Annotated in this window: 19 protein-coding genes and 1 riboswitch; of the genes, 12 read left to right on the forward strand and 7 right to left on the reverse strand. The window is 66.4% G+C overall.

Going from position 1 to position 25,937, the window contains the following annotated elements; translation table 11 throughout:
* Nucleotides 1–48 precede the first annotated feature (48 nt).
* Nucleotides 49–1,155 carry an ABC transporter substrate-binding protein gene (locus V9L21_RS14320; protein ID WP_337312887.1) on the reverse strand — a complete coding sequence of 369 codons (1,107 nt, stop codon included), beginning with the start codon at nucleotides 1,153–1,155 and terminating at the stop codon, nucleotides 49–51.
* Between the two features lie 174 nt (nucleotides 1,156–1,329).
* Between V9L21_RS14320 and uvrA the strand changes: the two genes are divergently transcribed.
* The 4 genes from uvrA (at nucleotide 1,330) to V9L21_RS14340 (ending at nucleotide 10,497) form a co-directional block, all read left to right on the forward strand.
* A complete protein-coding gene (uvrA, locus tag V9L21_RS14325; protein ID WP_337312889.1) occupies nucleotides 1,330–7,146 on the forward strand; it encodes an excinuclease ABC subunit UvrA in 5,817 nt (1,938 codons plus the stop codon).
* Between the two features lie 169 nt (nucleotides 7,147–7,315).
* Nucleotides 7,316–8,365 (forward strand): ornithine cyclodeaminase, encoded by a 1,050-nt coding sequence (locus V9L21_RS14330; RefSeq protein WP_337312891.1) that lies wholly within the window; start codon nucleotides 7,316–7,318, stop codon nucleotides 8,363–8,365.
* Between the two features lie 7 nt (nucleotides 8,366–8,372).
* The gene (locus tag V9L21_RS14335; RefSeq protein ID WP_337312893.1) at nucleotides 8,373–9,419 is read left to right on the forward strand and encodes a histone deacetylase family protein; all 1,047 of its coding nucleotides are present in this window, start codon (nucleotides 8,373–8,375) and stop codon (nucleotides 9,417–9,419) included.
* 97 nt (nucleotides 9,420–9,516) lie between these two features.
* The gene (locus V9L21_RS14340) at nucleotides 9,517–10,497 is read left to right on the forward strand and encodes a Bug family tripartite tricarboxylate transporter substrate binding protein (protein ID WP_337312895.1); all 981 of its coding nucleotides are present in this window, start codon (nucleotides 9,517–9,519) and stop codon (nucleotides 10,495–10,497) included.
* Here V9L21_RS14340 and V9L21_RS14345 read toward each other — a convergent pair.
* Nucleotides 10,451–11,053: a TetR/AcrR family transcriptional regulator gene (locus V9L21_RS14345; protein ID WP_337312897.1), complete on the reverse strand. Its 603-nt coding sequence runs from the start codon at nucleotides 11,051–11,053 to the stop codon at nucleotides 10,451–10,453. The two genes, V9L21_RS14340 and V9L21_RS14345, sit on opposite strands and share 47 nt — an antisense overlap.
* Before the next feature lie 88 nt (nucleotides 11,054–11,141).
* Here V9L21_RS14345 and V9L21_RS14350 point away from each other — a divergent pair, with 88 nt between their 5' ends.
* The gene (locus tag V9L21_RS14350; RefSeq protein ID WP_337312899.1) at nucleotides 11,142–12,410 is read left to right on the forward strand and encodes an MFS transporter; all 1,269 of its coding nucleotides are present in this window, start codon (nucleotides 11,142–11,144) and stop codon (nucleotides 12,408–12,410) included.
* Here V9L21_RS14350 and V9L21_RS14355 read toward each other — a convergent pair.
* Nucleotides 12,400–13,248 carry an HAD-IIB family hydrolase gene (locus V9L21_RS14355; protein ID WP_337312901.1) on the reverse strand — a complete coding sequence of 283 codons (849 nt, stop codon included), beginning with the start codon at nucleotides 13,246–13,248 and terminating at the stop codon, nucleotides 12,400–12,402. The genes V9L21_RS14350 and V9L21_RS14355 overlap by 11 nt on opposite strands.
* A 93-nt stretch (nucleotides 13,249–13,341) precedes the next feature.
* On the opposite strand from V9L21_RS14355, the gene V9L21_RS14360 reads away from it, so the two are divergent.
* From V9L21_RS14360 to V9L21_RS14380, 5 genes are all read left to right on the forward strand, one after another.
* Nucleotides 13,342–14,337, forward strand: coding sequence for an ABC transporter ATP-binding protein (locus tag V9L21_RS14360; protein ID WP_337312903.1), 996 nt, complete (start codon nucleotides 13,342–13,344; stop codon nucleotides 14,335–14,337).
* Complete coding sequence (locus V9L21_RS14365) at nucleotides 14,334–15,176, forward strand: ABC transporter permease (RefSeq protein WP_337312904.1); 843 nt, start codon at nucleotides 14,334–14,336, stop codon at nucleotides 15,174–15,176. Before V9L21_RS14360 ends, V9L21_RS14365 begins: the two co-directional genes overlap by 4 nt.
* A 94-nt stretch (nucleotides 15,177–15,270) precedes the next feature.
* Entirely contained in the window at nucleotides 15,271–16,326 is a 1,056-nt protein-coding gene (locus tag V9L21_RS14370) for a hypothetical protein (RefSeq protein ID WP_337312906.1), read from the forward strand.
* Nucleotides 16,319–17,359: a DNA methyltransferase gene (locus V9L21_RS14375; RefSeq protein ID WP_337312907.1), complete on the forward strand. Its 1,041-nt coding sequence runs from the start codon at nucleotides 16,319–16,321 to the stop codon at nucleotides 17,357–17,359. Before V9L21_RS14370 ends, V9L21_RS14375 begins: the two co-directional genes overlap by 8 nt.
* Before the next feature lie 5 nt (nucleotides 17,360–17,364).
* A complete protein-coding gene (locus tag V9L21_RS14380) occupies nucleotides 17,365–18,168 on the forward strand; it encodes an ABC transporter permease (RefSeq protein ID WP_337312909.1) in 804 nt (267 codons plus the stop codon).
* A gap of 12 nt (nucleotides 18,169–18,180) precedes the next feature.
* Here the strand turns inward: V9L21_RS14380 and V9L21_RS14385 are convergent, their stop codons facing one another.
* The 4 genes from V9L21_RS14385 to V9L21_RS14400 form a co-directional block, all read right to left on the reverse strand.
* Nucleotides 18,181–19,809, reverse strand: coding sequence for a peptide chain release factor 3 (locus V9L21_RS14385; protein WP_258502458.1), 1,629 nt, complete (start codon nucleotides 19,807–19,809; stop codon nucleotides 18,181–18,183).
* 87 nt (nucleotides 19,810–19,896) lie between these two features.
* Nucleotides 19,897–20,409, reverse strand: a complete 513-nt coding sequence (phaP, locus tag V9L21_RS14390) for a TIGR01841 family phasin (protein WP_157616035.1) — start codon at nucleotides 20,407–20,409, stop codon at nucleotides 19,897–19,899.
* Nucleotides 20,410–20,551: 142 nt separating this feature from the next.
* Nucleotides 20,552–21,190, reverse strand: coding sequence for a hypothetical protein (locus tag V9L21_RS14395; protein WP_337312913.1), 639 nt, complete (start codon nucleotides 21,188–21,190; stop codon nucleotides 20,552–20,554).
* A 145-nt stretch (nucleotides 21,191–21,335) separates the two neighbouring features.
* Complete coding sequence (locus V9L21_RS14400) at nucleotides 21,336–23,408, reverse strand: hypothetical protein (protein WP_337312915.1); 2,073 nt, start codon at nucleotides 23,406–23,408, stop codon at nucleotides 21,336–21,338.
* 160 nt (nucleotides 23,409–23,568) lie between these two features.
* Nucleotides 23,569–23,637: riboswitch (S-adenosyl-L-homocysteine riboswitch) on the forward strand.
* 66 nt (nucleotides 23,638–23,703) lie between these two features.
* Between V9L21_RS14400 and ahcY the strand changes: the two genes are divergently transcribed.
* Together ahcY and V9L21_RS14410 are read left to right on the forward strand one after the other, a co-directional pair.
* Nucleotides 23,704–25,143 (forward strand): adenosylhomocysteinase, encoded by a 1,440-nt coding sequence (gene ahcY / locus V9L21_RS14405; protein ID WP_337312917.1) that lies wholly within the window; start codon nucleotides 23,704–23,706, stop codon nucleotides 25,141–25,143.
* Nucleotides 25,144–25,932 (forward strand): TlyA family RNA methyltransferase, encoded by a 789-nt coding sequence (locus tag V9L21_RS14410; protein ID WP_337312919.1) that lies wholly within the window; start codon nucleotides 25,144–25,146, stop codon nucleotides 25,930–25,932.
* Nucleotides 25,933–25,937: the final 5 nt, after the last annotated feature.

A 25,937-nucleotide genomic window follows, 5' to 3' on the forward strand; every position in this document is an offset into this window, starting at 1 on the left:
TGGAATGGACAGGGAGCCCCGCAACAACGCGGCCCGCGCGGGCGCGGTTTACCGCTTGAAGCGGCCGTCGCTGATGATGGCCAGGTCGGCGAAGTCGATGCCCGAATGGTCCTGCGGCGAATAGCTCACTTCCAGGCCGCCGAGGTCATAGGCGCGCAGCGTTTCAAGCGCCGCAAGCACCTTGGCGCGCGTGGGCTTGGGCCCGGCGCGGCGCAGCGCCTCCACCAGCACCTTGGCCGAGGCAAAGCCCTCGAGCGCCGCGGGCGAGAGTTCGGTCTGGCCCTTGGCCTGCGCAAGCGCCATGGCTTCCTTCACCATCGGGTAGCTGATGGAGCGCTCGCTCGGGAACACCTGCGTCACGATCACGCCCTTGCTCGCGTCGCCCAATTGCTTGATGAAGCCCGACGAGGCGTTGTTCGACAAGGTGACCACCTGCGCGAAGGAGCCACCCGCGCGCAGCGCCTTGATGCCTTCGACCACTGCCACGCCCGAGCCGATCCAGAGCACCGCCTGCGCATTGGCGTCCTTGATGGCCGGCACGATGGACTTGTAGTCCGGCTTCTCGCGGTCGGCCGGCACAGTGACGATGGGCTTGGCCTGGGCCTTGGAAAAGCCGGTCATTGCGCCTTCGAGCGCGTCCTGGCCGAAGGAGTCGGTCACGTAGACCACCGCAATGCGGGCGATGCCGGTGGTGAGCAGGTGCTGGATCGCCTTTTCCGCTTCGCGCTGGTAGGTGGCGCGCACGTTGAACACGTGCTTGAGAACCGGCTTGTGCAGTGCCATGGCGCCGGTGGAAGGCGCGATGAGCGGCACGCCGTGCTTGTCGAGCCAGGGCACGATGGCCTGGGAATGCGGGGTGCCGCGGCTCAGGAACAGCGCCAGCACCTTCTTGTCTTCGATCAGCACGCGGGCGTTCTCGCTGGCGCGCTTCACGTCGAAGGCGTCGTCCATGCGGAGGATCTCGATCTTCTCGCCGTGAATGCCGCCCTGGGCGTTGGCGGCATCGATCACCAGCTGGGCACCGCCCAGGGCTTCGTTCACGCTGGCGGCCACCGATCCGGTCACGCCGGTCGTCTGGCCAATCAGGATCTGGGCCGAAGCGGCCGTAGCGGCCATCGTCAGGAGGGCGGCGCAAAGCGCGTGCAGCGTCTTCATGGGTGGTCGTCCGGAGGTGTTCGGGTAAACGTAAATAAAATCGTCTATTTGTTACTCAAAGTGTCTTTGACTGAATCCGTATAAACCCCTGCACGGGCACAGTCCATGTGACGGAGTGCACAAATTCGTCACCAGCCACTCCCTAGAATGTTTGCCCCACCCCCCAAGGCACTCATGACACAGGGCTCCATCCGGATTCGCGGCGCGCGCCAGCACAACCTCCAGAACCTCGACCTCGACATCCGCACAGGCGAGATGACCGTGGTTACCGGGCCCAGCGGCTCGGGCAAGTCGAGCCTCGTGTTCGACACCCTCTATGCCGAAGGCCAGCGGCGCTATGTGGAGACCTTCTCCGCCTATGCGCGCCAGTTCCTGGACCGCATGGACAAGCCGGCCGTCGACAAGGTGGAGGGCGTGCCGCCCGCCATTGCCATCGACCAGACCAACCCGGTGCGCTCGTCGCGCTCCACGGTCGGCACGATGACCGAGTTGAACGACCACCTGAAGCTGCTGTATGCGCGCGCGGCCCAGCTGTTCGACCGCGAAACCGCGTTGCCGGTGCGCCACGATTCGCCGGACAGCATCTATGCGCAGATTGCCGAGCGCGCGGCTGCGGCGGGCGATCCACGGCTTGTGGTCACCTTTCCGGTCGAACTGCCCGCGGGCACTTCGGCGGACGAAGTCACGCAGTGGCTGTCGGCCAGCGGCTTCACGCGCGTGCAGGCGGAGCGCGAGGTGGCCACGCCCACCGGGCCGCGCAAGATGCTCGACGTGGTGGCTGACCGCTTCCGCATTTCGAGCGCCGAGCGGTCGCGCGTGGTCGAAGCCATCGAGGTGGCTTTGAAACGGGGCAGTGGCCGCGTCACCGTGCACGCCACGGGCGCGGAGGAAAACGCGCCCACCGAAGTGTGGAAGTTCTCGACCGGCCTGCACTGCCCCGAGAGCGACATCCGCTACACCGACCCGATCCCGTCGATGTTCTCGTTCAACTCGGCGGTGGGCGCCTGCGACACCTGCCGCGGCTTCGGCCGGGTGATTGGCGTCGACCTGGGCCTGGTGATTCCGAACGACAAGCTCACGCTGCGCGCCGGCGCGATCAAGACCATCCAGACGCCCGCGTGGAAAGAAGCGCAGGACGACCTGATGCGCCACGCCGAGGCGGCCGGCATTCCGCGCGACACCCCCTGGAACAAGCTCACCGACGAGCAGAAGCACTGGGTGATCGAGGGCACGCCCAATTACAAGGAAGGCAACTGGAACAAGCAGTGGTACGGCGTGCGCCGCTTCTTCGGCTACCTGGAGAGCAAGGCCTACAAGATGCACATTCGCGTGCTCTTGTCGAAGTACCGCAGCTACACGCCGTGCCCGGTGTGCAGCGGCGCGCGGCTCAAGCTCGACAGCCTGCTGTGGCGCATCGGCAGCAAGGAAGACGCCGATGCCGTGCTGGAGCCGGCCAAGCGCTTCATGCCGACCGGCGCCAAGTGGACCCGCGCGCAACTCGAGGCGCTGCCGGGGCTGTGCCTGCATGACCTGATGCTGTTGCCGATTGAGCGGTTGCGGCGCTTCTTCGACCAGCAGCAGCCCTCACCCCAACCCTCTCCCGCAGGCGGGAGAGGGGGCAAGACGGGGCCCGATCCACTCCCTCTCCCGCTTGCGGGAGAGGGCCGGGGTGAGGGCGAAATCCAGGCCCTCAAGCTCCTCTTCGAGGAAATCACTACCCGCCTGCGCTACCTGCACGACGTGGGCATCGGGTACCTCACGCTCGACCGCCAGAGCCGCACGCTTTCGGGCGGCGAGGTGCAGCGCATCAATCTCACCACCGCGCTCGGCACCTCGCTGGTCAACACGCTCTTCGTGCTCGACGAGCCCAGCATCGGCCTGCATCCGCGCGACATGAACCGCATTACCGAGGCCATGCTTCGCCTGCGCGATGCCGGCAACACGCTGGTGGTGGTCGAGCACGACCCGGCCGTGATGCTCGCTGCCGACCGCGTGATCGACATGGGCCCCGGCCCCGGTGTGCGCGGCGGGCAGATCGTGTTCGACGGCAGCACCGACCAGCTGCGCGATGCCGACACGCTCACCGGCCAATACCTGGGCGGGCGCAAGAAGATCGGCATGGGCTTCAAGCGGCTCGTGAGCGAGAACACGCACCGCCTCATTCTTGAAGGTGCGCGCGAGCACAACCTGCAGAACGTGACGGTCGAGTTTCCGCTCGCGCGCCTGGTGTGCGTGACCGGCGTCAGCGGCTCGGGCAAGTCGACGCTGATCCAGGACGTGCTGGCGCCCGCGCTCATGCGCCACTTTGGCAAGGCCACCGAAACGCCCGGCGCGCACGACCGCCTGCTGGGCGCCGATCACCTGGGCGACGTGGTCTTTGTCGACCAGTCGCCCATCGGCAAGACGGCGCGCTCCAACCCGGCGAGCTATGTGGGCGCATGGGACGCGATTCGCGAGATCTTCGCCACCGCCGCGCTCTCGCGCCAGCGCGGCTACACCGCGAGCAAGTTCAGCTTCAACTCGGGCGACGGGCGCTGCCCGACCTGCGGCGGCTCGGGTTTCGAGCACGTCGAGATGCAGTTCTTGTCGGACGTGTATCTGCGCTGCCCCGATTGCGACGGCAAGCGCTACCGCCCTGAAATCCTGGAAGTGAAGGTGGAGCGCAAGGGCAAGAGCTACAACGTGGCTGACGTGCTCGAACTCACCGTGGCCGAAGCGGCTGCCGTGTTCGAGGCCGACCGCGACGTGCTGCGCGTGCTGCAGCCCATTTCCGACGTGGGGCTCGACTACGTGAAGCTCGGCCAGCCGGTGCCCACGCTAAGCGGCGGCGAGGCGCAGCGCCTGAAGCTCGCGGGCTTTCTTGCGGAAGCGGCGAAGAACGGCACCGCCAGCAAGCAATCGGTCGCACGCAAGGGCACGCTGTTTCTCTTCGACGAGCCGACCACAGGCCTGCACTTCGACGACATTGCGCGCCTGATGCGCGCGCTGCGCAAGCTGCTCGACGCAGGGCATTCGCTGATCGTGATCGAGCACAACCTTGACGTGATCCGCGCGAGCGACTGGTGCATCGACCTTGGCCCCGAAGGCGGCGAGGGCGGCGGCCAGGTGGTGGCCGAGGGCACGCCCGAGCAGTTGCGTGAGAACCGCGCCTCGCTGACCGGTGCGGCGCTGGCCGACTACGAGTTGGCCATCGGCCCCGAGGCCTACAAGGTGGCCGAGCGCGCCGCGCGGCGCTATGTGGCCAATGCGAAGACGGCACCGGGCGGCAAGGCGATCGAGATCGTCAACGCGCGCGAGCACAACCTGAAGAACCTCAGCGTCAATATTCCGCGCGGCAAGTTCAGCGTGGTGACGGGCGTCAGTGGGTCGGGCAAGTCGACGCTGGCCTTCGACATCCTGTTCAACGAAGGACAGCGGCGGTATCTCGAATCGCTCAATGCCTATGCGCGCAGCATCGTGCAGCCCGCGGGCCGGCCCGAAGTGGATGCGGTGTACGGTATTCCGCCCACGGTGGCCATCGAGCAGCGCCTGTCGCGCGGCGGCCGCAAGAGCACGGTGGGCACCACCACCGAGGTGTGGCACTTCTTGCGATTGCTGTACGTCAAGCTGGGTATCCAGCACTGCACGCACGACGGCGCGGCCGTGCAGCCGCAGACGCCCGACAGCATTGCGGCGCAGCTGATGCGCAACTTCAAGGGCCAGCACATCGGCCTGCTGGCACCGCTGGTGAGCAACCGCAAGGGCGTGTACACCGAGCTGGCCGACTGGGCGAGGCCGCGTGGCTTTACGCACCTGCGCGTGGACGGGGAGTTTCTTCCGACCACGGGCTTTCCGCGCATCGACCGCTTCAAGGAACACAGCATCGAGCTGCCGGTGGCCAGCCTCGACGTGCTGCCCTCGAAGGAAACCGAACTGCGCGAGGCGCTGACCAAGGCGCTGGAGCACGGCAAGGGCGTGGTGCATGTGCTGAGCGAGCTCGACGGCCTGAAGGCCGCGATGATGGCCGGCGTATCGGCGCACGGCATCGGCCGCGTGAATGTGTTCTCCACATTGCGCGCCTGCCCGGTCTGCAGCACCAGCTATGCCGAGCTCGACCCGCGCCTGTTCAGCTACAACAGCAAGCACGGCTGGTGCCCCGATTGCGTGGGCACCGGCGTCAAGCTCAGCAAGGACCAGCGCAAGGTCTTCGACGACTCGGTTCGCGACGATGACAACAAGGGCCGCGAGCAGACCTTTGCCGAGCCCGAGGTGGAAGACCTGGTCGACGTGGCGTGCCCCACCTGCGAAGGCACCCGGCTCAATGCCACGGCGCGCGCGGTGAGCTTCGGCGCATCGCTGGCGGACGGCATGGGCGGCATCGGCATTACCGAACTCGCGCGCATGAGCGTGACCGAAGTGCGGCAATGGTTCGAAGGGCTCGCATTGACCGGCCGCGAAGCCGAGATCGCGCGCGACCTGGTGCCCGAAATCAAGAGCCGGCTCGAGTTTCTCGAAGAGGTGGGCCTGGGATACCTCACGCTCGACCGCGGCGCGCCCACGCTGAGCGGCGGCGAGGCGCAGCGCATTCGGCTTGCGGCGCAGCTCGGCAGTAACCTGCAGGGCGTATGCTATGTGCTCGACGAGCCGACCATCGGCCTGCATGCGCGCGACAACCAGATATTGCTCGACGCGCTGCACAAGCTCGGCGACAAGGGCAACACGCTGGTGGTGGTGGAGCATGACGAAGACACCATCCGCCGCGCGGACCACATCATCGACATCGGCCCCAGCGCGGGCAAGCGGGGCGGCCGCCTCGTTGCGGAAGGCTCGGTGGCCGACATCCAGTCGGCAGGCGATTCGCAAACCGGCCGCTACCTGCGCGACGCCATCAAGCATCCGCTGCAGGCGCGCCGGCTGATTCCCTCGCCCGACCCGAAGGCGGAAGACAGCGGCAACTGGCTCACGGTGCACGGCGCCGACCTGCACAACCTGCAGGACGTGACCGCCACGCTGCCGCTGCACCGCCTGGTGGTGGTCACCGGCGTGAGCGGCTCGGGCAAATCCACACTTGCGCGCGACGTGCTGCTGGCCAGCGTGCAGGCCGTGGTGGTGCAGCGCATGACCAAGGCCGGCCGCGACGCGGATGCCGCGGGCAAGCGCCCCGCATGGTCCGGCTGCGATCGCGTGGAGGGCTACGAAACCATCGACCGCGTGCTCGAGGTCGACCAGACCCCCATCGGCAAGACGCCGCGCAGCTGCCCGGCCACCTACATCGGCTTCTGGGACACCATCCGCAAGCTGTTTGCCGACACGCTCGAAGCCAAGGCGCGTGGCTACGGCCCGGCGCGCTTCAGCTTCAACACCGGCGAAGGTCGCTGTCCCGGCTGCGAAGGGGCGGGTGTGCGCACCATCGAGATGAGCTTCCTGCCCGACGTGAAGGTGCCCTGCGAGGTGTGCCACGGCGCGCGCTTCAACCCAGAGACGCTGGCGGTGAGCTGGCGCGGAAAGAGCATTGGCGACGTGCTGCAGATGGAAGTGGACGAGGCGGTGGAGTTCTTTGCCGCCATGCCCAACATCAGCCATCCGCTGCAGCTGTTGAAAGACGTCGGCCTCGGCTACCTCACGCTGGGGCAGCCCTCGCCCACGCTCTCGGGCGGCGAGGCGCAGCGCATCAAGCTGGTGACCGAGCTCAGCAAGGTGCGCGACGACGTCACGCGCCGTGGACAGAAGGCGCCGCACACGCTGTACGTGCTCGACGAGCCGACCGTGGGCCTGCACATGGCCGACGTCGAGAAGCTGATCCGCGTGCTGCACCGGCTGGTGAATGGCGGCCACAGCGTGGTGGTGATCGAGCATGACCTTGACCTGATCGCCGAGGCCGACTGGATCATCGATCTGGGCCCCGAGGGCGGCAACGCCGGCGGGCGCATCGTTGCCGCGGCACCGCCGGAAGAGGTGGTTCGGCTGGGTACCCATACGGGCGTGGCGCTGGCGCCGGTGCTGACCAGATAGCGCAACACCGCGGGCCGGCCAACGCCTGTCCGCGGGGGCTCGCAAAGCGCCGGAAGCGGGCGCACAATGGCTTCAATCCTTGGCGCAGGCGCATCCTGAATCAGCCATGGGGGATCGAGTCGGGTGACAGGATGAAGCGCCGTGCCGGGGCTACGCAAGGAGCCATGTCATGACCCGCTTCATCGATGTTCACAGCCTGGTTCGCCTGGTGGATGAAACCGGCGTTCCGCAATTTCTCACGGCGTTGGCCGACGCGCTGCGCGACGACTTCCTGCGCTGGCGTGAGTTCGATAAAAAAGCGCGCGTGGCGAGCCATTCGCACCTTGGCGTGATCGAGCTGATGCCGGTGGCCGACGACGGCGCCTACGCCTTCAAATACGTCAACGGGCATCCGCACAACACCCAGGTCGGCCTGCCCACGGTCATGGCTTTTGGCGTGCTGGCCGAGGTTGACACCGGCTACCCCGTGCTGTTGTCCGAACTCACGCTCACCACCGCGCTGCGCACTGCCGCCACTTCGGCCATGGCGGCGCAGGCGTTGGCGCGGCCCGCATCGTGCAGCATGGCGCTCATCGGCAACGGCTCGCAAAGCGAGTTCCAGGCGCTGGCTTTTCATGCGTTGCTGGGCATCGAGGAAGTGCGCGTGTTCGACATCGACGCGCGGGCAACCGACAAGCTGGTGCGCCACTTGTCCGCCTGCACGCCGATGGACGTGGTGCGTGCCCGCTCCGTTGCCGAGGCTGTGCGCGGGGCGGACATCGTCACCACCATCACGGCTTTCCAGGGGCAGGCCACCGTTCTCACGCCCGACATGATCGAGCCCGGCATGCACATCAATGCCGTGGGTGGTGATTCGCCCGGCAAGACCGAGCTGCACCCCGATGTGCTGCGTCTGGCGCGCGTGTTCGTCGAATACGAGGCCCAGACCCGCGTCGAGGGCGAGATCCAGCAGTTGCCGGCCGACTTTCCGGTGCACGAACTCTGGAAGGTGCTGGTTGGCGACGTGCCGGGCCGCGAAAGCGCCGACCAGGTCACGGTGTTCGATTCGGTCGGCTTCGCGCTCGAGGACTACACCGCGCTGCGCTACATCCACCAACTGGCCATCGAACGGGGTGTGGGCCAGCAGATTGCGCTGGTGCCCGAGCTGGACGACCCGAAGGATCTGTTCGGCCTGACTGCATCGGGCCGGCGCCGCGCGGTGCTGCGGCGTGCGGCATGATCCAGGCATGCTCACCATCTACAACGACCAGCACGCGCTTCACCAAGGCAAAGTCGAGATGTTCCGCGGCGAGCTGGTGCCGTGCTTCGAGGTGCCCGACCGCGTCGACCATGTGAAGCATGAACTGGAGCGCCGGGGCCTGGGTCCGCTGCAGGTGCCCGATGATTTCGACGAAGCCCTGCTGGCCAAGGTGCATGCGCCGCGCTACCTGGATTTCATCGCGCATGCCTGGGAGGAGTGGGTGGCGCTGGATGCGGCCAACGCATCGCGCGATGCGCTACCCTCGTACTGGCCCACGCGCGGCATGCGCACCGATGTGCTGCCGCAGAGCTTTCCGGCCCGCCTGGGCCTGTTCTCGTTCGACGCGGGCACGCCGCTCACGGCCGGCAGCTGGGCTGCCGCGCGCCACGGCGCTGCCTGCGCATGGACGGCGGCGCAGCGCGTTGTTGGCGGCCGCCGCGCCGCCTTTGCACTCACGCGGCCGCCGGGCCACCATGCGGGGGCCGATTTTTTTGGCGGCTACTGCTTCGTCAACAACGCCGCCGTCGCCGCGGAGGCACTGCGCAACGCCGGTGTGGAACGCGTTGCGGTGCTCGACGTGGACTACCACCACGGCAACGGCACGCAGGCCATCTTCTATGAGCGAAGCGATGTTCACTTTGCGAGCCTGCACGGCGACCCGCTCACCGACTATCCGTATTACCTCGGCCATGCCGACGAGCGCGGCGCGGGCGAAGGAGAGGGCTTCAACCACAACCTGCCGCTCGCGCGCGGCACCGGTTTTGCCGCATGGCGCGCGGCGCTCAAGTCGGCGCTCGACGGCATCGCGAAAGTGAAGGCCGGTGCCCTGGTTGTGTCGCTCGGCGTCGACACCTTCGAGGGCGATCCGATCTCCGGGTTCAAGCTGAAAAACGAGGACTACCTGCGCATGGGAGAAGCCCTGGCGGACGCGGGGCTGCCCACGGTGTTCGTGTTCGAAGGTGGCTACGCGGTCGCGGAAGTGGGCATCAACACCGTGAATGTGCTCGAAGGTTTCGGCCAGCGGGCCGGCTGAGGAACCTGGGCGACAGCAGTCGGGTGAGCCCCGATTGCCGGGGGCGGCGGGGCAAGGCCCAATGCGCGGTTCATTTCAGTTTCAGGAGTCTTCCGCCATGTCCCGCCGTTCCCTTCTCTGTGCCGCCACGCTTGCCGCGTGCGGCCTTGCTTTTCCCTTGGCGGCGCTTGCCCAGGCCTTTCCCGGCAAGCCGATCAAGCTGGTCATCGCCTTCCCGGCGGGCGGCCCGACCGACATCACCATGCGCCAGCTGGCCGACAACGCGAGCAAGATCCTCGGCCAGCCCGTCATCGTCGACAACAAGCCCGGCGCCGGCGGCACGTTGCCCGCACAGGCGCTGCAAACCTCGCAGCCCGACGGCTACACGGTCGCGCAGATTCCGCTTGGCGTTTTCCGCCTGGGCTACACCACCAAGATCAACTGGGATCCGCTCAAGGACATCAGCTATGTGCTCAACGTGACGGGTTACGCCTTCGGAATCGTGGTGCCGGCCAGCAGCCCCTTCAAAACCTGGGCCGACTTTGTCGCCTACGCCAAGGCCAACCCCGGCAAGCTCACCTACGGCTCCACCGGCAACCTGACGAGTCCGCACCTCACCACCGAAATCATTGCGCAGAAGGCCGGCATCGAGCTGCAGCACGTGCCCTACAAGGGCAGCGCCGACCTGATGCTCGCGGTGGTCAGCGGCCAGCTCATGGCCGCCGCCGACAGCACCGGCTTTGCGCCGCAAGTCGAGGCCGGCAAGCTGCGCGTGCTGAACACCTGGGGCGAAAAGCGCCTGGCCAAGTTCCCCGACGCGCCGACGCTGAAGGAACTGGGTTACGACCTGGTGCAGAACTCGCCGTTCGGCATCGGCGCCCCCAAGGGCACGCCGCCCGAGGTGGTGAAGAAGCTGCACGACGCGTTCAAGCAGGCGATGGAAGAGCCGAGCTACGTGGCGTCGCTTGGCCGCTACGACATGCTGCCGAACTACATGAGCTCGGAAACCTACACCAAGTTTGCGCAGGAGACCGTGGTGAAGGAGAAGGCCGTTATCGAGAAGCTGGGCCTGGCAAAGGAACAGCCGAAGACGAACTGATTGCGAACAGCTCGCCCACCAGCCGCTGGGCGAGTTCGGGCTTTACCGGCTCGGCGCCGAACACCAGCCGGAAGACGATGGGCGCGATCAGGTGATCGATCACCTGCTGCGTCTCGGGCGCATGCTCGCCCCGGGTGCGCGCCTGCTCGACCAGCGTGGCCGCCTCCTTGCGGCGGTTGCGCAGGCAGTCGGTATCTGCGCCGTCGTTGGCCAACGCGGCCGCGGCTTTCAACAAAGACTTGCTGCAGGGCTGCGCCAGATGGGTGATGAGTTCCTGCGCCCAGGCCACCAGGTCCTGCCGCAGCGAACCCGTATCTGGCAAGGGCCGGTTCGGGTCGAGCCGGTGGGTTGCGGTTTCGGCCAGCAGGCCTGACAGGTCTCCCCACCGCCGATAGATGCTCGAGGCGCTGACGCCCGCACGTTCGGCCACGGCGGGCACGGTTACGCGCTCACGGCCCTGCTCGGCCACCAATTCCTCAAGGGCGGTGCGCACCAGTGCCTGCACTTGCGCGCTGCGGCCGCCGGGCCGCTTGCTGGGAAGGACGACATCATTCATGGCAACACTTTAACGCAAAGATATTTGCGTTAGGGAATATGCAGGTCTAGAATCGCAAAAGCTAAAAAAGTTGCGTTAAGGATTTGCCATGCCGTCCTCCTGCCCTGAACTCGCGGTTGCTACAGCCGCCACCGCCACTCGGCCCAAGCCCTGGCGCCTTCCGGCGTCGCTCAGCTTTGGCTTGCTGGGTGCCATGCTTTTTGCATTCTTCTTTGCGGCGGCTGCGCCGTCGCCTCTTTTCGTGGTGTTTCAGCACGCCTGGGGCTTCTCGGCATCGATGCTCACGGTGGCCTTCGCGGTCTATGCAATTGCGCTCCTGATCTCGCTGCTGGTGGCGGGGTCGCTGTCCGACCACATCGGGCGCCGGCCGGTGGTGCTGGCGGCGCTGGTGCTGCAGGCAGTGGCGATGGGACTCTTCTTGTGGGCGCATGACATCGCCGGGCTGATTGCCGCGCGCATCGTGCAGGGCGTGGCCACGGGCGTGGCAAGCGGTGCGCTGAGCGCGGCGGTGGTCGAGGCGGCGCCAGCATCGCGCAAGCGGCTGGGGGCGTTGATCACGAGCGTGTCGCCGCTCTCAGGGCTTGCCGTCGGGGCGCTGCTGACGGGCATGGCGGTGAAGTTCACCGGCGTGCCGGTGGCGCTGGTCTTCGGCGTGCTGGCCGCGGTGTTCGCGCTGGGCGCCGTCGCGGTGTTGTGGCTGCCGGAAACCGTGACGCCGCGTGCCGGTGCACTGGCCTCACTGGTGCCGCGCGTTTCGATTCCCGTGCGGGCGCGGCGCGAGTTTGCGCGCGGCCTGCCGGTGTTTGTCGTGGTGTGGGCGCTCGGCGGGCTGCAACTGTCGCTTGCGCCCTCGCTGATGCATCACGTGTTCGGCATCGACAACGGTGTGGTCAACGGCCTCACGATTGCGGTGCTGTCGGGCTTCGGTGCGGTCGCGCCCACGCTGCTGGGCCGCCTGGGTGCGCCTCGTTCGGTCATCTTCGGCACAGTCAGCATCGCGATCGGGTTGGTGCTGCTGCTCGCTTCGCTGGCCACGCAGTCGCTCGCGCTCTTCTTCGTTGGTACGGCGGTCGCGGGAATCGGCTTCGGCGGCGCGTTCTCGGCGTTGATTCAAATACTGGCCCCGCTTGCCGATGCGCATGAGCGCGGCGAGCTGTTCGCGGCCATCTTCGTGGTCTCCTACCTTGCGTTCAGCCTGCCCGCAATGCTCGCGGGCTTTCTGGTGGCGCCGCTGGGGCTGCTGCGCGTGGCTGAAGGCTACGCGGCGGTGCTGCTGCTTATCGCGGCTTTCGGCGCCTGGCGCCAATGGGCGGCGCTGCGGGGCGCTTCTGGGCGCAGCCTGCCGGTCAGTGAGTAGCGCGCGCCGAGAGCACGGCCCGCGCCGCCTCGGCAAAGCCGGTGCCGCGCTCGCCTTGCGTCACGTAGCGCGGCAAATGCTCCAGCTGCGGCACAAAGCGCGCAACGTTCGCCACGCCGATGCTGCTTGCAAAGGTGCGGAACATCAGCTGGTCGTTGGTGGAGTCGCCCACGTAGGCCCAGCGGTCGAGCTCGTCCTCGAGCGTGCGGCCCCAGAGCTCGCGCACGATCCAGCGCGCGCCTTCCAGCTTGTCGTTGTCGCCGTACCAGCCGTTGATGTGGATGCTGCTCACGGTGGCGTGCATGCCTTCGCTGCGCATCAGCGCCACCACATGTGCAATGGTTTCGTCGCTCAACTGCACGAACTCGCTGTGGTCGATGGCGATGTCGGTCTCGCGGCCCGGTGAATCGGTGGCGCGCCGCGCGCCTGGGATCTCGCGCTCGATGCGTGCCAGCACGGCCTGCATGCGTTCGAAGTTGGCGGCGCGTGTGTGGGTGTCTTGCTGGTAGCGCTTTTCGATCTTGCCCCCGGCCACGGGCAGCAACGCCACTGCGCCGTTCTCGGCCACGATCGCGTCGACCGGCCAGGCGTTGACGAACGGCATGCTCCAGCCCACCGGCCGGCCGGTGATCGCCACGATGGAGAGCCCCGCCGCCTTGAGGTCGCCGAGCGCCTGCAATGCATCGGCCGTGATCGCGCCTTCGCTGGTGAGCGTGTCGTCGATGTCCGTGAACACGCCGACGAGCCCACTGCGCGTAGGCGCGGCCCAATGATCCAGCGGCAGCAGGTGGGTAGGCGAGGGCGGCAGCGGCAGGGATGACGACGAAGATGGAGGCATGGCGGACTATCGCTTGGAGAGCCCATGATCGTACCGGCGCTTTCGTGTAGCATCCCGCCCCCGCTGCGCTTTCCGTGCCGCTGCGACGCCGCCATGCCCCACATCCTTGTCGAGAAACTTCTCAAGACCTACCGTATCTCCGAGAGAGACCCCGGTGTGATGGGCGCTTTGCGCGGACTGGTGCAGCGGCGGTACCGCACGGTCGAAGCACTGGCTGGCGTGTCGTTCGCGCTCGAACGCGGTGAACTGCTCGGCTTCATCGGGCCGAACGGCGCGGGCAAGTCGACCACCATCAAGATTCTTGCCGGCATCCTGCGGCCCGACGGCGGGTGTGTGGAAGTCGACGGACGCGACCCCTTCGCGGACCGCGAGCGGCACGTGGCGCGCATCGGCGTGGTCTTCGGCCAGCGCACACAGCTGTGGTGGGACCTGCCGGTGGGCGACGGTTTCGATCTGCTGCGCGACATCTATCGCGTCGACCCGCAACGCTACAGGCGCACGCGCGACGAATTGGTTGCGCTGCTCAACCTGGAGCGGGTGCTCGGGCAGCCGGTGCGCCAGCTCTCACTGGGCCAGCGCATGCGCGCGGAGATTGCGGCCGCGCTGCTGCACGAGCCCGACATTCTGTTTCTCGACGAGCCGACCATCGGACTCGATGCGCCCTCGAAGCTGGCGGTGCGCGATTTTGTGCGGCGCGCCAACCGCGAACGCGGCACCACGGTGCTGCTGACCACACACGACATGCACGACATAGAGGCGCTGGCCGAGCGCGTGATCGTGATAGGCCATGGCCGCGTGCTGGCCGACAGCCCGGTCGAGGCGCTGCGCGCGCAGGTGATGGCCGAGCGCCGGCTCGTGGTGGACTTTGTGCAGGATGCGGAATTGCCCGCGCAGGTGCCCGGCGCCAGGGTGCATTCGCGCGACGGCCAGACGCTGGTGCTCGACTTCGATCCGGCGACGACCTCGGCGCCGGCACTCATCTCGCGCATCGCTGCCGCCCATGCGGTGGAAGACATCCGGCTGGAGGGCATGGCCATCGAGGCCGTGATTGCGCGTTTCTACGCAATGCACGGAGCGGCGGAAGCATGAGCCCGCGCGATCTGCTGCGCCCCTATACCGCGGCCTTTGCGTCGCGCTTCATGCAGATGCTGCAGTACCGCACCGCTGCGCTTGCCGGCTTTGCAACGCAGTGCTGGTGGGGTGGAATCAAGGTGATGGTGTTCGCGGCGTTCTACGGCGGCAGCACCATGGCGGGCGCTACGGTTTCGATGTCGCTGGCCCAGGCCATTACCTACACCTGGCTTGCACAAGGCCTGCTGGTGCTGCTGCCTGGGCTCGGAGACCCCGAGGTGGCGCAGGCCGTGCGCACCGGTGCGGTGGCTTACGACCGGCTGCGACCGGTGGATGCGTATGCGCTGTGGTTCGCGCGCAGTGCCGGATGGATTGCCGCGCGTTTGCTGCCGCGCTTGGCGCTGATGGCAACCTTTGCGGGCGGTGTGTTGCCGCTGGTCGGGCTGGACGAGTGGGCCTGGCAACTGCCCCCCAATCCGGTGGCCTGCACGGCGTTCATGCTGTCGGTGGGGCTCGCGCTGCTGCTGTCGACCGCCATGGTGATGCTGCTCAACGTGGCTGCCACTGCCGCGCTCAACGAGCGCGGCATCAGCGCGGTCGCAACACCCGTGGTCATCGTGTTCTCAGGCAACCTGCTGCCGCTGGCGCTGTTGCCCGATGCCTGGCAAGTCGCGCTGCTGGTGCAGCCGCTCGCGGGGTTGTTCGACATACCGGCGCGGCTGTACTTCGGGCAACTGAGCGGCTGGCAGGCGCTGGGAGGCTTGGCGCTGCAGTGCTTCTGGATCGTTGCGCTGGTGGCGTTCGGTCGCCTGACGATGGGCCGCACGATGCGCAGCTTGCAGGTGCAGGGTGGCTAGGGTGGCGTGCTGTTCCTTCAAAGCGGGGGCAGTCGCCGTTGCCGACTTGCCGCGCAGCGCAAGTTCCCCACTCTTCGAGCGCCTTCGCCGATCGGTGAGCGGCGTTACCCTTCGTTCGCCGCCCTCGAACGAAGCCGCGCGATGGCACACGCACGCCATCGGCGGCGTTGAGCGGCGTATTGCGCAGCCCATTACCTTTACGCCATATGCGTCCGTGAAGCCTTGTTCGGCGCGCTGCAGTTTCTGCTCTGAAAACCTGCGCAAGACCGATGGCGGAGCATCCGCATCCCGGCTGCGTCCGCCCCCCGACTACTTCGATGGGCTGTCGCACGCACTGAGCGCATTGCGGGGTGTGCCGCTTTCGTGGTCGCTGTCGGGCCTTGAAACGAGCGACGACGCCAACTGGATGCTTCGGCTGCTCCGCACGCTGGCCGCAAGCGAAAGCGATGGTCCAGTGGTCGAAAACCGTGTGCTCTACACCAATGGCGCCGGCTTTGCCGGGTCGCAAGGCGAGGTGCTGCGGCGCGCGCTGCAAAGCTTCGGAATGAGTTGGCTGGAGCTGTCGCGCCATCACCACGAAGGTGCGGTCAACCAAGCCATCATGCGATTCAGGCCGGAGATAGCTGTTGCCGACCAGGCTGTGTTCGAGCATACGGCGCGCCAGTTGGCCGATGCCGTCGCGCTGCGGCTCGTGTGCATCCTTCAGCGCGGTGGCATCGCGCAGCCGCAGGAAGTGGCGGCTTACCTCTCGTGGGCGCGGCAATGCGGCGCCGGCACAGTCGTCTTTCGGGAGTTCTCGCGGCTGGACGAAAGCTATCGCGACAACGCGACCGCGCGCTACCTGCGTGCACAGAGGGTGTCGATGGATGCGCTGCTGGCTGCCTGCCTCGATGACCCGGAAGTCTCCCGTGGATGGAGCCTCGAAAGCCTTACTGAGGGCTACTATTTCTGGAACCTGCGCCTGCGCACCGAAAACGGCCTGACGGTGGTCTTCGAAAGTGCCGACTATGGCGCGATGCACGAGCGCCACGCAACGGGCGACGTCTACAAGCTCGTCTACTTTGCCGATGGCCAGCTTTGTGCCGGCTGGGAGCCGGGGCATGACGTGCTGCTCGATACGCGAACTATGGAGTCTGGCGGCCATGACTAGCCACAGCTGGCTGATGCTCGACCATGAAGCGCCGCGCTACCGGTTGCCCGACGAGTTGCGCGCGCGAGACCCGATGGGCGGGCGCGATTGCGGCTGGGTCGAGCAGATGTTGCCCTTCGTGCGGCGGTTTTCGCGACCGGGCGACACGGTGTTCGACCCGTTTGCCGGCTTTGGCACGACGCTGCTCGCGGCGCGCCTCGAAGACCGATTGGCCTCAGGCTGCGAGATCGATGCAAGCCGTATCGACCTGATCCGTGAACGACTGGCACGCCATGGGCTCGCACATGGCACGACGCTGTTGCACGCGTCGTGCGATGCGCTCGAAGACTCGGCGCTGCCGCCCTTCGACCTTTGCCTGACGAGCGTTCCCTATTTCGGGTGCCGCTGGACAGGCGCGCAGGCCGCCTCGCAGCTTTACCAAAGCCAGAACTACGCCCAGCACCTCGACGGCTTGCGCAACGTCTTTCACCGCGTTCGTACCGGATTGCGCGATGGCGGCGCCTGCATCGCGATGGTGGAGAACATCCGGCTCGGTGAGCGCGTGCTGCCGCTCGCCTTCGATCTCGCACGCATCCTGGGCTCGCTCTTCGCAATGGAAGAAGAGCGCGTGCTGGTGTATCCGCACGAAGGCCACGACAGCGAGTCGGATGCGCACACCGACCGGCGCCACGAATATGCGCTTGTCTTCCGCAAGCGACGCGAGCGCATCGACCTGCAAACCACTGCCGCGCTGCTCGACGCACTGCGCGCAGACGGGCACGCCTTCACATTGTTCGGCAGCTTTTCCCGCTGGCAGCAAGACCCGCAAGGCACGGTGCCCGCAGACGCCGACATCCGTGTGGATGGCGACCCGGAGCGCCTTGACGCCCTGTTGCGATGGCTGCGCGAGCACGGCTTTTCGGTGACGAACTGGGGCGATCCCGTGGCCGCGCCGCTTCATCTCGACACCTATCGCGGCCGCCACTACTTTCGAGCCGATCGCGTCGACGCCAATGGCGCATTAATCAGGCTGGACATCTGCTACGAGCAATGAATGCCATGAGCGCACTCTCGCTTTTCTTTCGCCTCATGGCCGCTTCGATCAGCGGGCAGGCACGATACCCTGCCTCCGCGCTGTTGCTGACCGTGGGCCAGTTTCTCGGCACGGGCATCGAGGTAATCGCGGTCTGGGCGCTGTTCCATCGCTTCGGCGAGGTGCAGGGCTGGCGCATCGGCGAGGTGGCGCTGTTCTACGGCTTGGTCAACTGCATGTTCGCAATCGCCGACGCGCTGGGTCGCGGCTTCGATGTGCTCGGCACCGAGTTCCTGCGGACCGGCACCTTCGACCGGCTGCTGCTGCGTCCGCGTCCGCTTGCGCTGCAGCTCATGGGGCACGACGTGCGCATCAGCCGCCTGGGCCGGCTGCTGCAGGGCCTGATGGTGCTGGTCTTCGCGACTGTTCAGGCCGGCATTGCGTGGACGCCGGGCACCGCGGCGATCGCCCTTTTTGCGTTGGCCGGCGGCATCGCGCTCTTTCTGGGCATTCTGGTGCTGCAGGGCACGCTGTCATTCTGGACCGTCGAAAGCCTGGAGATCGCAAACGTGCTCACCTACGGCGGCGTGCAAGCCGCCCAGTACCCGCTCGCGCTTTATGCGCAGTGGTTCCGCCGTGTGCTGACCTTCATCGTGCCGCTGGCCTGCGTGGCGTACTACCCGGCGCTCGCGATCCTCGGCAAGCCAGATCCGCTGGGCGCGCCGGCCTGGGTGGGCATGGTGTCGCCGCTCGCGGGATTCGCGTTTCTTGCGGCGGCTTTCGGCGCGTGGCGCGTCGGGCTGCGCCATTACGCCTCTACCGGCAGCTAGCCAGCGCGGGCTTCAGCCCGCACTCTGCAGTGCCAGCCCTGCGTGCTCGCGCAGCGGATGGAAATGAATCTTGGGAAATCGCTCCTGCGCCAGCCGCACGTCGTAAGGCGAAGTGCACAGGAAGGCCAGCGTATCGGCCGCGTCCTTTGCCATGCGCTGCGGATAGGCGTTGACAAACTCGCGCAGCTCGGCGGGCGAATCGGCCGTGATCCAGCGTGCGCCGGTGTACTGGCAGCCTTCGAGCCGCACGTCGGCGTCGTACTCGGCCTTCAGCCGGTGCTGCACCACTTCGAACTGCAGCTGCCCAACGGCGCCCAGCAGCATCGGCCCGCCGATCTCGGGGCGGAACACCTGGATGGCACCTTCCTCGCCGAGTTGGGCCAGGCCCTGCTGCAATTGCTTGGTGCGCAGCGGGTTCTTCAGGATCACGGTCATGAAGAGTTCGGGCGCGAAGAAGGGCAGGCCCGTGAACTGCAGGCTCGCACCATCGGTGATGGTGTCGCCCAACTGCACGCCGCCGTGCGTGGTAAAGCCCACGATGTCGCCGGCGTAGGCCTCTTCGACCGCCTCGCGGCGCTGGCTCATGAAGGTGACGACGCTGGTGGGGCGCAGTTCCTTGGCGGTGCGCTGCACCTTGAGCTTCATGCCCGGCGTGTACTTGCCCGAGGCCATGCGCACGAAGGCGATGCGGTCGCGGTGGTTGGCGTCCATGTTGGCCTGCACCTTGAAGACCACGCCCGCGAAGTCCTTGTCCTCGGGCTGGATCTCTTTCACCACGGGTTGCCGGTTGACCATGGTGGTGCTGGTGCGCGACTGCGGCGGCGGTGCCAGGTCGACAAGTGCGTCGAGCACTTCCATCACGCCGAAGTTGTTCACGCCGGAGCCGAAGAATACGGGCGTCTGCTTGCCGGCCAGGAAGGCCTCGCGATCCCAGGTGGGCGAGGCGCCGGTGGCCAGCTCCATGCTGTCCATGGCGGATTCGAAATCTGCGCCGAAGCGCTTGGTGAGCGTGTCGCGCTCCGAGAGCGGAATGGTCTCGAAGTCTTGCGGCAGCCGTTCGCTGCCCGATTCGAACACCGTCATGGTCTGCGTGCGCAGGTTCATGATCCCGCGGAAGCTCTTGCCCTGGCCCACAGGCCAGGTCATCGGCACGCAGGGCATGCCGAGTTCGCGCTCCACCTCATCGAGGATGTCGAGCGGCTCGCGCACTTCGCGGTCCATCTTGTTGACGAAGGTGATGATGGGCGTGTCGCGCTGGCGGCAAACCTCGATCAGCCGCCGCGTCTGGGCTTCCACGCCGTTGGCCGCGTCGATCACCATCAGGGCCGAGTCGACCGCCGTGAGCACGCGGTAGGTGTCTTCGGAGAAGTCCTTGTGGCCTGGCGTGTCGAGCAGGTTGATCACGTGGTCGCGGTACAGCATCTGCATGACCGACGAGGCCACCGAGATGCCGCGCTGCTTTTCGATCTCCATCCAGTCGGACGTGGCATGGCGCGAGGCCTTGCGCGCCTTCACCGAGCCGGCAATCTGGATCGCGCCGGAGAAAAGCAGCAGCTTCTCGGTCAGCGTGGTCTTGCCGGCGTCAGGATGGGAAATGATCGCAAAGGTGCGACGGCGGCGGGTTTCGGCAACAAAAGACAAGGTGGGCAATCTGCAGGGGGATTGCCCGATTTTAGAAGGCGGCCCGGGAACCCTCCGGCCAAGGCCGGAACGCCCCCCGTGGGCGCCTTACTTTCGCTTCAGCATCTTTGTCACTTCGTCCACATTGGCCTGGATGCGCTGGCGCACCAGCTCGAAGGCATCGGCCTGCGACTTGGCGGCCAGGTTGGCCAGTTCCTTGATGTCGTCGATGGCGCGCTGGAACGACTGGCGGCCGAGTTCGTCGAGCTTGGCGAAGTTGGCCTTCGGGTCCTTGCCGGGCATTTCCTTGGCGGCCGTCTGCCATTCGGTAATGGCGTTCTTGATCATTTCGGTCTGGCGCTGCACCACGGTCTGCAGGCCCTGGTAGGACTTTTCGTTGGCCTGCATCAGCGCCTGGAGGTCCTTCTGGCCGCTCTCGAGCAGCTTGCTCGCCCCGCCGGTCAGGTTGAGTTCCTGCAGCCGATCGGTCATGGCCTTGAGATTCTTCAGCGGATTGAGCATGTCGGCGGCGTCAGGGGCGGATGCCCTGGTGCTGCCATTGCTGTTGTCGCTGCTGCTGGCCGTGGTTTTCTTCGCGGCGGCTTTCTTGGCTGTGGCCATGGTGCGGTATCTCCTGTGTCGGGGTGAACGGGTGAATGGCAAGGACCGGCCGGACGGCGAAGTCCCTCGCCACGATACGCCGCACTGGAACGGCCGCAATGCCCGCGGCAACAAATTCGCCTGCGGGATTTCCCTTGGGCTGCTACATCGGCGGCGCGAAGCCGTTGCGCCCGGCGGTGACGCGCAGCGCCGTGGGCGTGCCGTTCTTTTCCTGCGCATTGACCAGCACCTTGGCGCCCGGTACCAGCAAAGCCTCGGTGCCGGGGCGGAAGGTGACGACCGGCACATCGGGCGTGACGACCACGATCTTTTCTCCGCCCTTGTATGTCAGCCGAAGCTGCTGCCCGCCGCGCACCGACTTGGGCGCCGCGGCCAGGTCGGCCACGGTGGCGTTGGTCATGGTGCTCTGCGGCAGCAGGTCCCACGGACGGTGCCCTTCGCCCGTGCCGCGCGCGGCCTCGGGAAACACCACCACCTCGAGCGCCTTTTGCGAGCCGTCGGCCTGCGGCATGGCGGCGGTGCCGATGAAGCTGCCCCGCTTGATGTCGGACAGCTTGATCGGATAGACCTCCGACACCGTCATGTCGGCCGGCCGGGCAAGGCTGACGACTTCGCCGCCGCGGTCTTGCACCACGAGGGTCTTCGCGTCGACGCGGACGATGGTGCCGCGGATGCGCACCGTATCGGAAGCTTGGGCCGATGCGATGCCTGGCAACAGGGGCGCAGTCAGGCAAAGGGCAGTGGCAGTGGCGATCAGAGCCCTGGAAGGAAGAGGCGGCATGGAGGCTTTCAAAAGCTGAGGGAGGGGTGCGGGCCAATGTACGCCGCATCGACGAATCCTGCCGCCGCGAGACTTATACGGGAATGAGCAAAGGCCGCACGCCGCTTGGATGCGGCGTGCGGCCTTTGCCTGGAAGCCCGGAGCGTCAGTCGATCAGGCCGATCTCAAGCGCACCGGCCGTGGCCGGGTTGCGCGAGCCGACCATCGCGAAGAGCTTGGCGCTTTGGCTCGCAAAGTGGAGCGAGGAGCCGCCGAACGAGGCGGTGCGCATGTTGAGTGGTCCGATCGTTCCCGTGGAGCTCAGGCTCGCATTGAGCGTTGCCGAAGTGCCGTCGGGGAGCACTTGCGTGCGCGCGTAGCTGGATGCGTCGATGAAAGTGCCGCCCCAGCTGCCGTTGTTCGCACCGCCGAGCGCCGTAGCGGCAGGCCAAGTCGCGCGCTCCGGCAGGCCGATGCGGAATACCGACGTTGTAGGCGTCGCCGCCAAGACACCGGCCGAGAGGTAGACGTTCTCGCCTCCGACTCGTGCGATTCCGAAGTTGCCGCTGTCGGATGGGTTGGACACGTTCACGATGTGCCAGGTGTCCACGGTCGGGCCAGCCGACACGGTGTAGGTGCGCACCGAGGCCGCGGGGCAGTTGTCGATGCGGTAGATCCCGCTGTCATTGCACAGGTAGAGCGTGGTACCGCCGTTGGCGACCTGGATCTGCGTGATCGACGAATCGCGGGTGGTGGCAGTCAGATTGATGCCGAACCGGTTGTAGACGCCGTCCAGGCCGGCCTGTGCCTTCACCAGCGCGCGCGACGCCACGAACGGCCTGACGCCGTAGCTCGCCGGCGTGACTTGTGCGAGCGCGAACGGGAAGGAGCCGACCACGGTGTCGGTGGCCAGGCGAAAGCGCGCCGTGTTGACCGGGCTGTTGATGCGGGGGCTGTTGAAGACGAAGGTGCCGGCTTCGGCCGCGTCCTCGGCGAAGCTGCCCGATGCAACGGTGCCGGCCTCGTCGGTCATCTCATAACGCTTGCTGTCGAGGTTGAGCGCCAGCGTCTGGCGCGAACCGTTGGCGGCGTACACCTTGTAGCGGCCGTTGCGCGCATCCGGTGCGGCGCCTGTGTCGATCAGGTTGAGCTGGATATAGCCTTGTGTATTGGGATTGCGCGAGCCGACGATCACCGAGAGCAGGCCGTTCTGCATAGCGAAGTACTTGCTCGTGCCGCTGCTGTTGACGCCCCGGATGCCTTCGGGCTGCAGCGGGAATGTGCCGCCTACCGGCATCGTCAAGCTGCCATAGGTGCCGTCCGTGCTGGTGGCCGTGCGAACCGAGCTCGCGGTGTCGATCAGGTTGCTGCCCCAGCTGCCCGTGGTGGATGCACCGAGGCCCCGGGTGGAGGGCCAGTTCGCCGACTCGGGCAGGCCGACGCGCAAGAACTGAACAGCCGGAGTGGCGTTGACGCCAGCGGCCAGGTAGACGTTCTGCCCGCCGATGCGCGCCATGCGGAAGCTCGCGACATCGCTGCCATTGGACACGTTCGTTGCAACCCACGTGCTGTCTGCACCGGCCGTAACCGTGTAGGTGCGTTTGGACGTCGCGGGGCAAAGGTCTATTTTGTAGATGATGCTGTCGTTGCAGATTTCGAGCACCGTGCCGCTGCCCGACAGACGCGCGGCAAGCATCGAAGAGTCCTGCACCCCACCGGGGCTGCGCGTGATGCTGAAGCGGTTGTAGGTGCCGTCCAGTTGCGCCGCGGTGCTCACGAAATCGCGGGCCGCGACGAAGGGCTGCGCCGCATACGAGGCCGGATTCGAATACGCCACCTGAAAGGGGAATGCACCGACGACGGTGTCGATCGTCACCCGGAAGCGCGACGTGTTGGCCGGAGTGGTGATGCGGCTGCTCGCGAACACGTAGGTACCGGGTTCGGTGAAATCTTCGGAGAAGCTGCCGGACTCCGCCTGTCCAAGGTGGTCCGTCATGGTGTAGCTGGCGGCGTCGAAGTCGAGGGCCAATTGCTGCTGCGTACCGTTGGCGGCGTAGACGCGATAGATGCCGTTGCGCACGTCCGCATCGGCCGCCGCCTTGGTTGCCGCAGTGTCGGACTTTGCACTGCCTGCCGTAGCCGACAGTCCGCTCCCGCCTGAGCCCGAACCGCCTCCTCCTCCGCAAGCTGCCAGCAACAAGGCCAGCCCCCAGCCTGCAAGATGTCCTGTCATCCTCATGTTTTGTCCTTTTGTTTTCAGTTGGCTTCGGCAGCAAACCGAGTGGCTCCTGAACCGAACCCGCGAGAATCGTAACGGGATGTTTTGTCAATTGCGAGGATGACAAACGCCAGCCAAAACCCGCGGTTTGGCGCCGTCTTTCGCCCCGTCTACAATCCCCCGTTCCGAGGAGCGTTGCAGCGCCATCAGGCGTGAGGCTCGGACTACATCGCAACCACGCTCACCCGCTGTTCTCGCGGTGAGTCTTTTCCCCGAACGCAGTGGCACCTTTCAAACTAGCTTTGTTGGAGTTCTCATGAGCGCTGTTCTCAAGCCCACCCCCGTTTCCACCGCCGACCAGGCGATTGCCGACCTGTCGCTGGCCGCCTGGGGCCGCAAGGAAATCCGCATCGCGGAAACCGAAATGCCCGGCCTGATGGCCATCCGCGAGGAATTCTCGAAGGCGCAGCCGCTCAAGGGCGCGCGCATCACGGGCTCGCTGCACATGACGATCCAGACCGCCGTGCTGATCGAGACGCTGCAAGCGCTCGGCGCCACCGTGCGCTGGGCTTCGTGCAACATCTTCTCGACGCAGGACCACGCCGCTGCCGCCATTGCCGCCGCCGGCACGCCGGTGTTCGCGATCAAGGGCGAGTCGCTGACGGACTACTGGGACTACACCCACGCCATCTTCGACTTCGGCCCCAAGGGCTCGAAGGGCGAAGGCCCGAACATGATCCTGGACGACGGCGGCGACGCCACGTTGCTGATGCACCTGGGCCAGCGCGCCGAAAAAGACCTGGGCGTGCTCGCCAACCCGACCAGCGAGGAAGAACGCATCCTCTACGCGGCCATCAAGGCCAAGCTGGCTGTCGATTCGACCTGGTACACCCGCAAGTCGGCCGAGATCATCGGCGTGACCGAAGAGACGACGACCGGCGTGCACCGCCTGAACGAGATGAGCGCCAAGGGCACGCTGCTGTTCCGCGCCATCAACGTGAACGACTCGGTCACCAAGAGCAAGTTCGACAACCTGTACGGCTGCCGCGAATCGCTGGTGGATGGCATCAAGCGCGCCACCGACGTGATGATTGCCGGCAAGGTTGCCTGCGTGGCCGGCTACGGCGATGTGGGCAAGGGCTCGGCCCAGGCCCTGCGCGCACTGAGCGCCCAGGTGTGGGTGACCGAGATCGACCCCATCAACGCACTGCAGGCCGCAATGGAAGGCTACAAGGTCGTTACGATGGAATATGCCGCCGACAAGGCCGACATCTTCGTGACCACCACGGGCAACAAGGACGTGATCCGCCACGAACACATGGCTGCCATGAAGGACCAGGCCATCGTCTGCAACATCGGCCACTTCGACAACGAGATCGACGTGGCGTCGATCGAGAAGTACGAGTGGGAAGAGATCAAGCCGCAGGTCGACCACATCACCTTCCCGGACGGCAAGAAGATCATCCTGCTGGCCAAGGGCCGCCTCGTGAACCTGGGCTGCGGCACGGGCCACCCGAGCTTCGTGATGTCGTCGTCGTTCGCGAACCAGACCATCGCCCAGATCGAGCTCTTCACCAAGCCCGACGCGTACCAGGCCGGCAAGGTCTACGTGCTGCCCAAGCACCTGGACGAAAAGGTCGCGCGCCTGCACCTGAAGAAGGTCGGCGCCATGCTCACCGAGCTGACCGACGAACAGGCCGCCTACATAGGCGTGAACAAGGCGGGTCCGTACAAGGCGGACACGTACCGGTACTGAATGCGCGCTGATCAATTGCTGGTCGAACGCGGCTTTGCCGCGTCGCGCTCGCAGGCCGTGCGGCTGATTGCCGGCGGCATGCGCTGGCGCGACGCCGGCACGGGCGACGCGTGGCGCTCCGTCGTGAAGAACCGCGACGAAGTGCCCGAATCGGCCGAAGTCGAACTCGACGACGCGGCGGAGGCCCGCTATGTGTCGCGCGGTGGGCTCAAGCTCGAAGGCGCCCTGGCCGCGAGCGGCCTGGACCCATCGGGCAAGCTGTGCCTCGACGTGGGCCAGTCGACCGGCGGCTTCACCGATTGCCTGCTGCAGCGCGGCGCCGCGAAGGTGGTCGGTGTCGACGTGGGCCATGGGCAGCTGCATGCGCGGTTGCGCGAGGACGAGCGGGTTGTCGCCATCGAGGGCGTCAATGCGCGTGCGTTGTCGGCGGACGATCTGCAAGAAGAGGGTGAGGAGCCTTCCGAGTTGCGCTTCGACCTCATCGTCGGCGACCTGTCGTTCATTTCGCAGACGCTGGTGCTGCCGGCGCTGATGCCTTTCCTGGCCGACGATGGCCATCTGCTGATGCTGGTCAAACCGCAGTTCGAACTGCAGCCGGGGCAGGTCGGCAAGGGCGGCATCGTGCGCGACGAGTCAATGTACGCCGTGGTCGAGAAGCGCCTTCGCGATGCCTGCGAAGCCCTCGAGCTGCGCGTGCTGCAGTGGTTCGACAGCCCCATCGCGGGAGGCGACGGCAACCGCGAGTTTTTCATTCACGCCGTGCGCGCTGTTCAAGCGGACGGCTCTTAAGGAGA

Source organism: Variovorax sp. CCNWLW235 (assembly GCF_037204085.1).
GTDB lineage: Bacteria > Pseudomonadota > Gammaproteobacteria > Burkholderiales > Burkholderiaceae_C > Variovorax.

Excerpts from the sequence above, each read along its gene's own strand:
- V9L21_RS14345 (WP_337312897.1), bottom strand. The coding sequence starts at position 11,053 with ATGAATGATGTCGTCCTTCCCAGCAAGCGGCCCGGCGGCCGCAGCGCG.
- uvrA (WP_337312889.1), top strand. The coding sequence starts at position 1,330 with ATGACACAGGGCTCCATCCGGATTCGCGGCGCGCGCCAGCACAACCTC.
- V9L21_RS14375 (WP_337312907.1), top strand. The coding sequence starts at position 16,319 with ATGACTAGCCACAGCTGGCTGATGCTCGACCATGAAGCGCCGCGCTAC.
- ahcY (WP_337312917.1), top strand. The coding sequence starts at position 23,704 with ATGAGCGCTGTTCTCAAGCCCACCCCCGTTTCCACCGCCGACCAGGCG.
- V9L21_RS14330 (WP_337312891.1), top strand. The coding sequence starts at position 7,316 with ATGACCCGCTTCATCGATGTTCACAGCCTGGTTCGCCTGGTGGATGAA.
- V9L21_RS14320 (WP_337312887.1), bottom strand. The coding sequence starts at position 1,155 with ATGAAGACGCTGCACGCGCTTTGCGCCGCCCTCCTGACGATGGCCGCT.
- phaP (WP_157616035.1), bottom strand. The coding sequence starts at position 20,409 with ATGGCCACAGCCAAGAAAGCCGCCGCGAAGAAAACCACGGCCAGCAGC.
- V9L21_RS14395 (WP_337312913.1), bottom strand. The coding sequence starts at position 21,190 with ATGCCGCCTCTTCCTTCCAGGGCTCTGATCGCCACTGCCACTGCCCTT.
- V9L21_RS14380 (WP_337312909.1), top strand. The coding sequence starts at position 17,365 with ATGAGCGCACTCTCGCTTTTCTTTCGCCTCATGGCCGCTTCGATCAGC.
- V9L21_RS14340 (WP_337312895.1), top strand. The coding sequence starts at position 9,517 with ATGTCCCGCCGTTCCCTTCTCTGTGCCGCCACGCTTGCCGCGTGCGGC.
- V9L21_RS14410 (WP_337312919.1), top strand. The coding sequence starts at position 25,144 with ATGCGCGCTGATCAATTGCTGGTCGAACGCGGCTTTGCCGCGTCGCGC.
- V9L21_RS14400 (WP_337312915.1), bottom strand. The coding sequence starts at position 23,408 with ATGAGGATGACAGGACATCTTGCAGGCTGGGGGCTGGCCTTGTTGCTG.
- V9L21_RS14355 (WP_337312901.1), bottom strand. The coding sequence starts at position 13,248 with ATGCCTCCATCTTCGTCGTCATCCCTGCCGCTGCCGCCCTCGCCTACC.
- V9L21_RS14360 (WP_337312903.1), top strand. The coding sequence starts at position 13,342 with ATGCCCCACATCCTTGTCGAGAAACTTCTCAAGACCTACCGTATCTCC.
- V9L21_RS14350 (WP_337312899.1), top strand. The coding sequence starts at position 11,142 with ATGCCGTCCTCCTGCCCTGAACTCGCGGTTGCTACAGCCGCCACCGCC.
- V9L21_RS14365 (WP_337312904.1), top strand. The coding sequence starts at position 14,334 with ATGAGCCCGCGCGATCTGCTGCGCCCCTATACCGCGGCCTTTGCGTCG.
- V9L21_RS14335 (WP_337312893.1), top strand. The coding sequence starts at position 8,373 with ATGCTCACCATCTACAACGACCAGCACGCGCTTCACCAAGGCAAAGTC.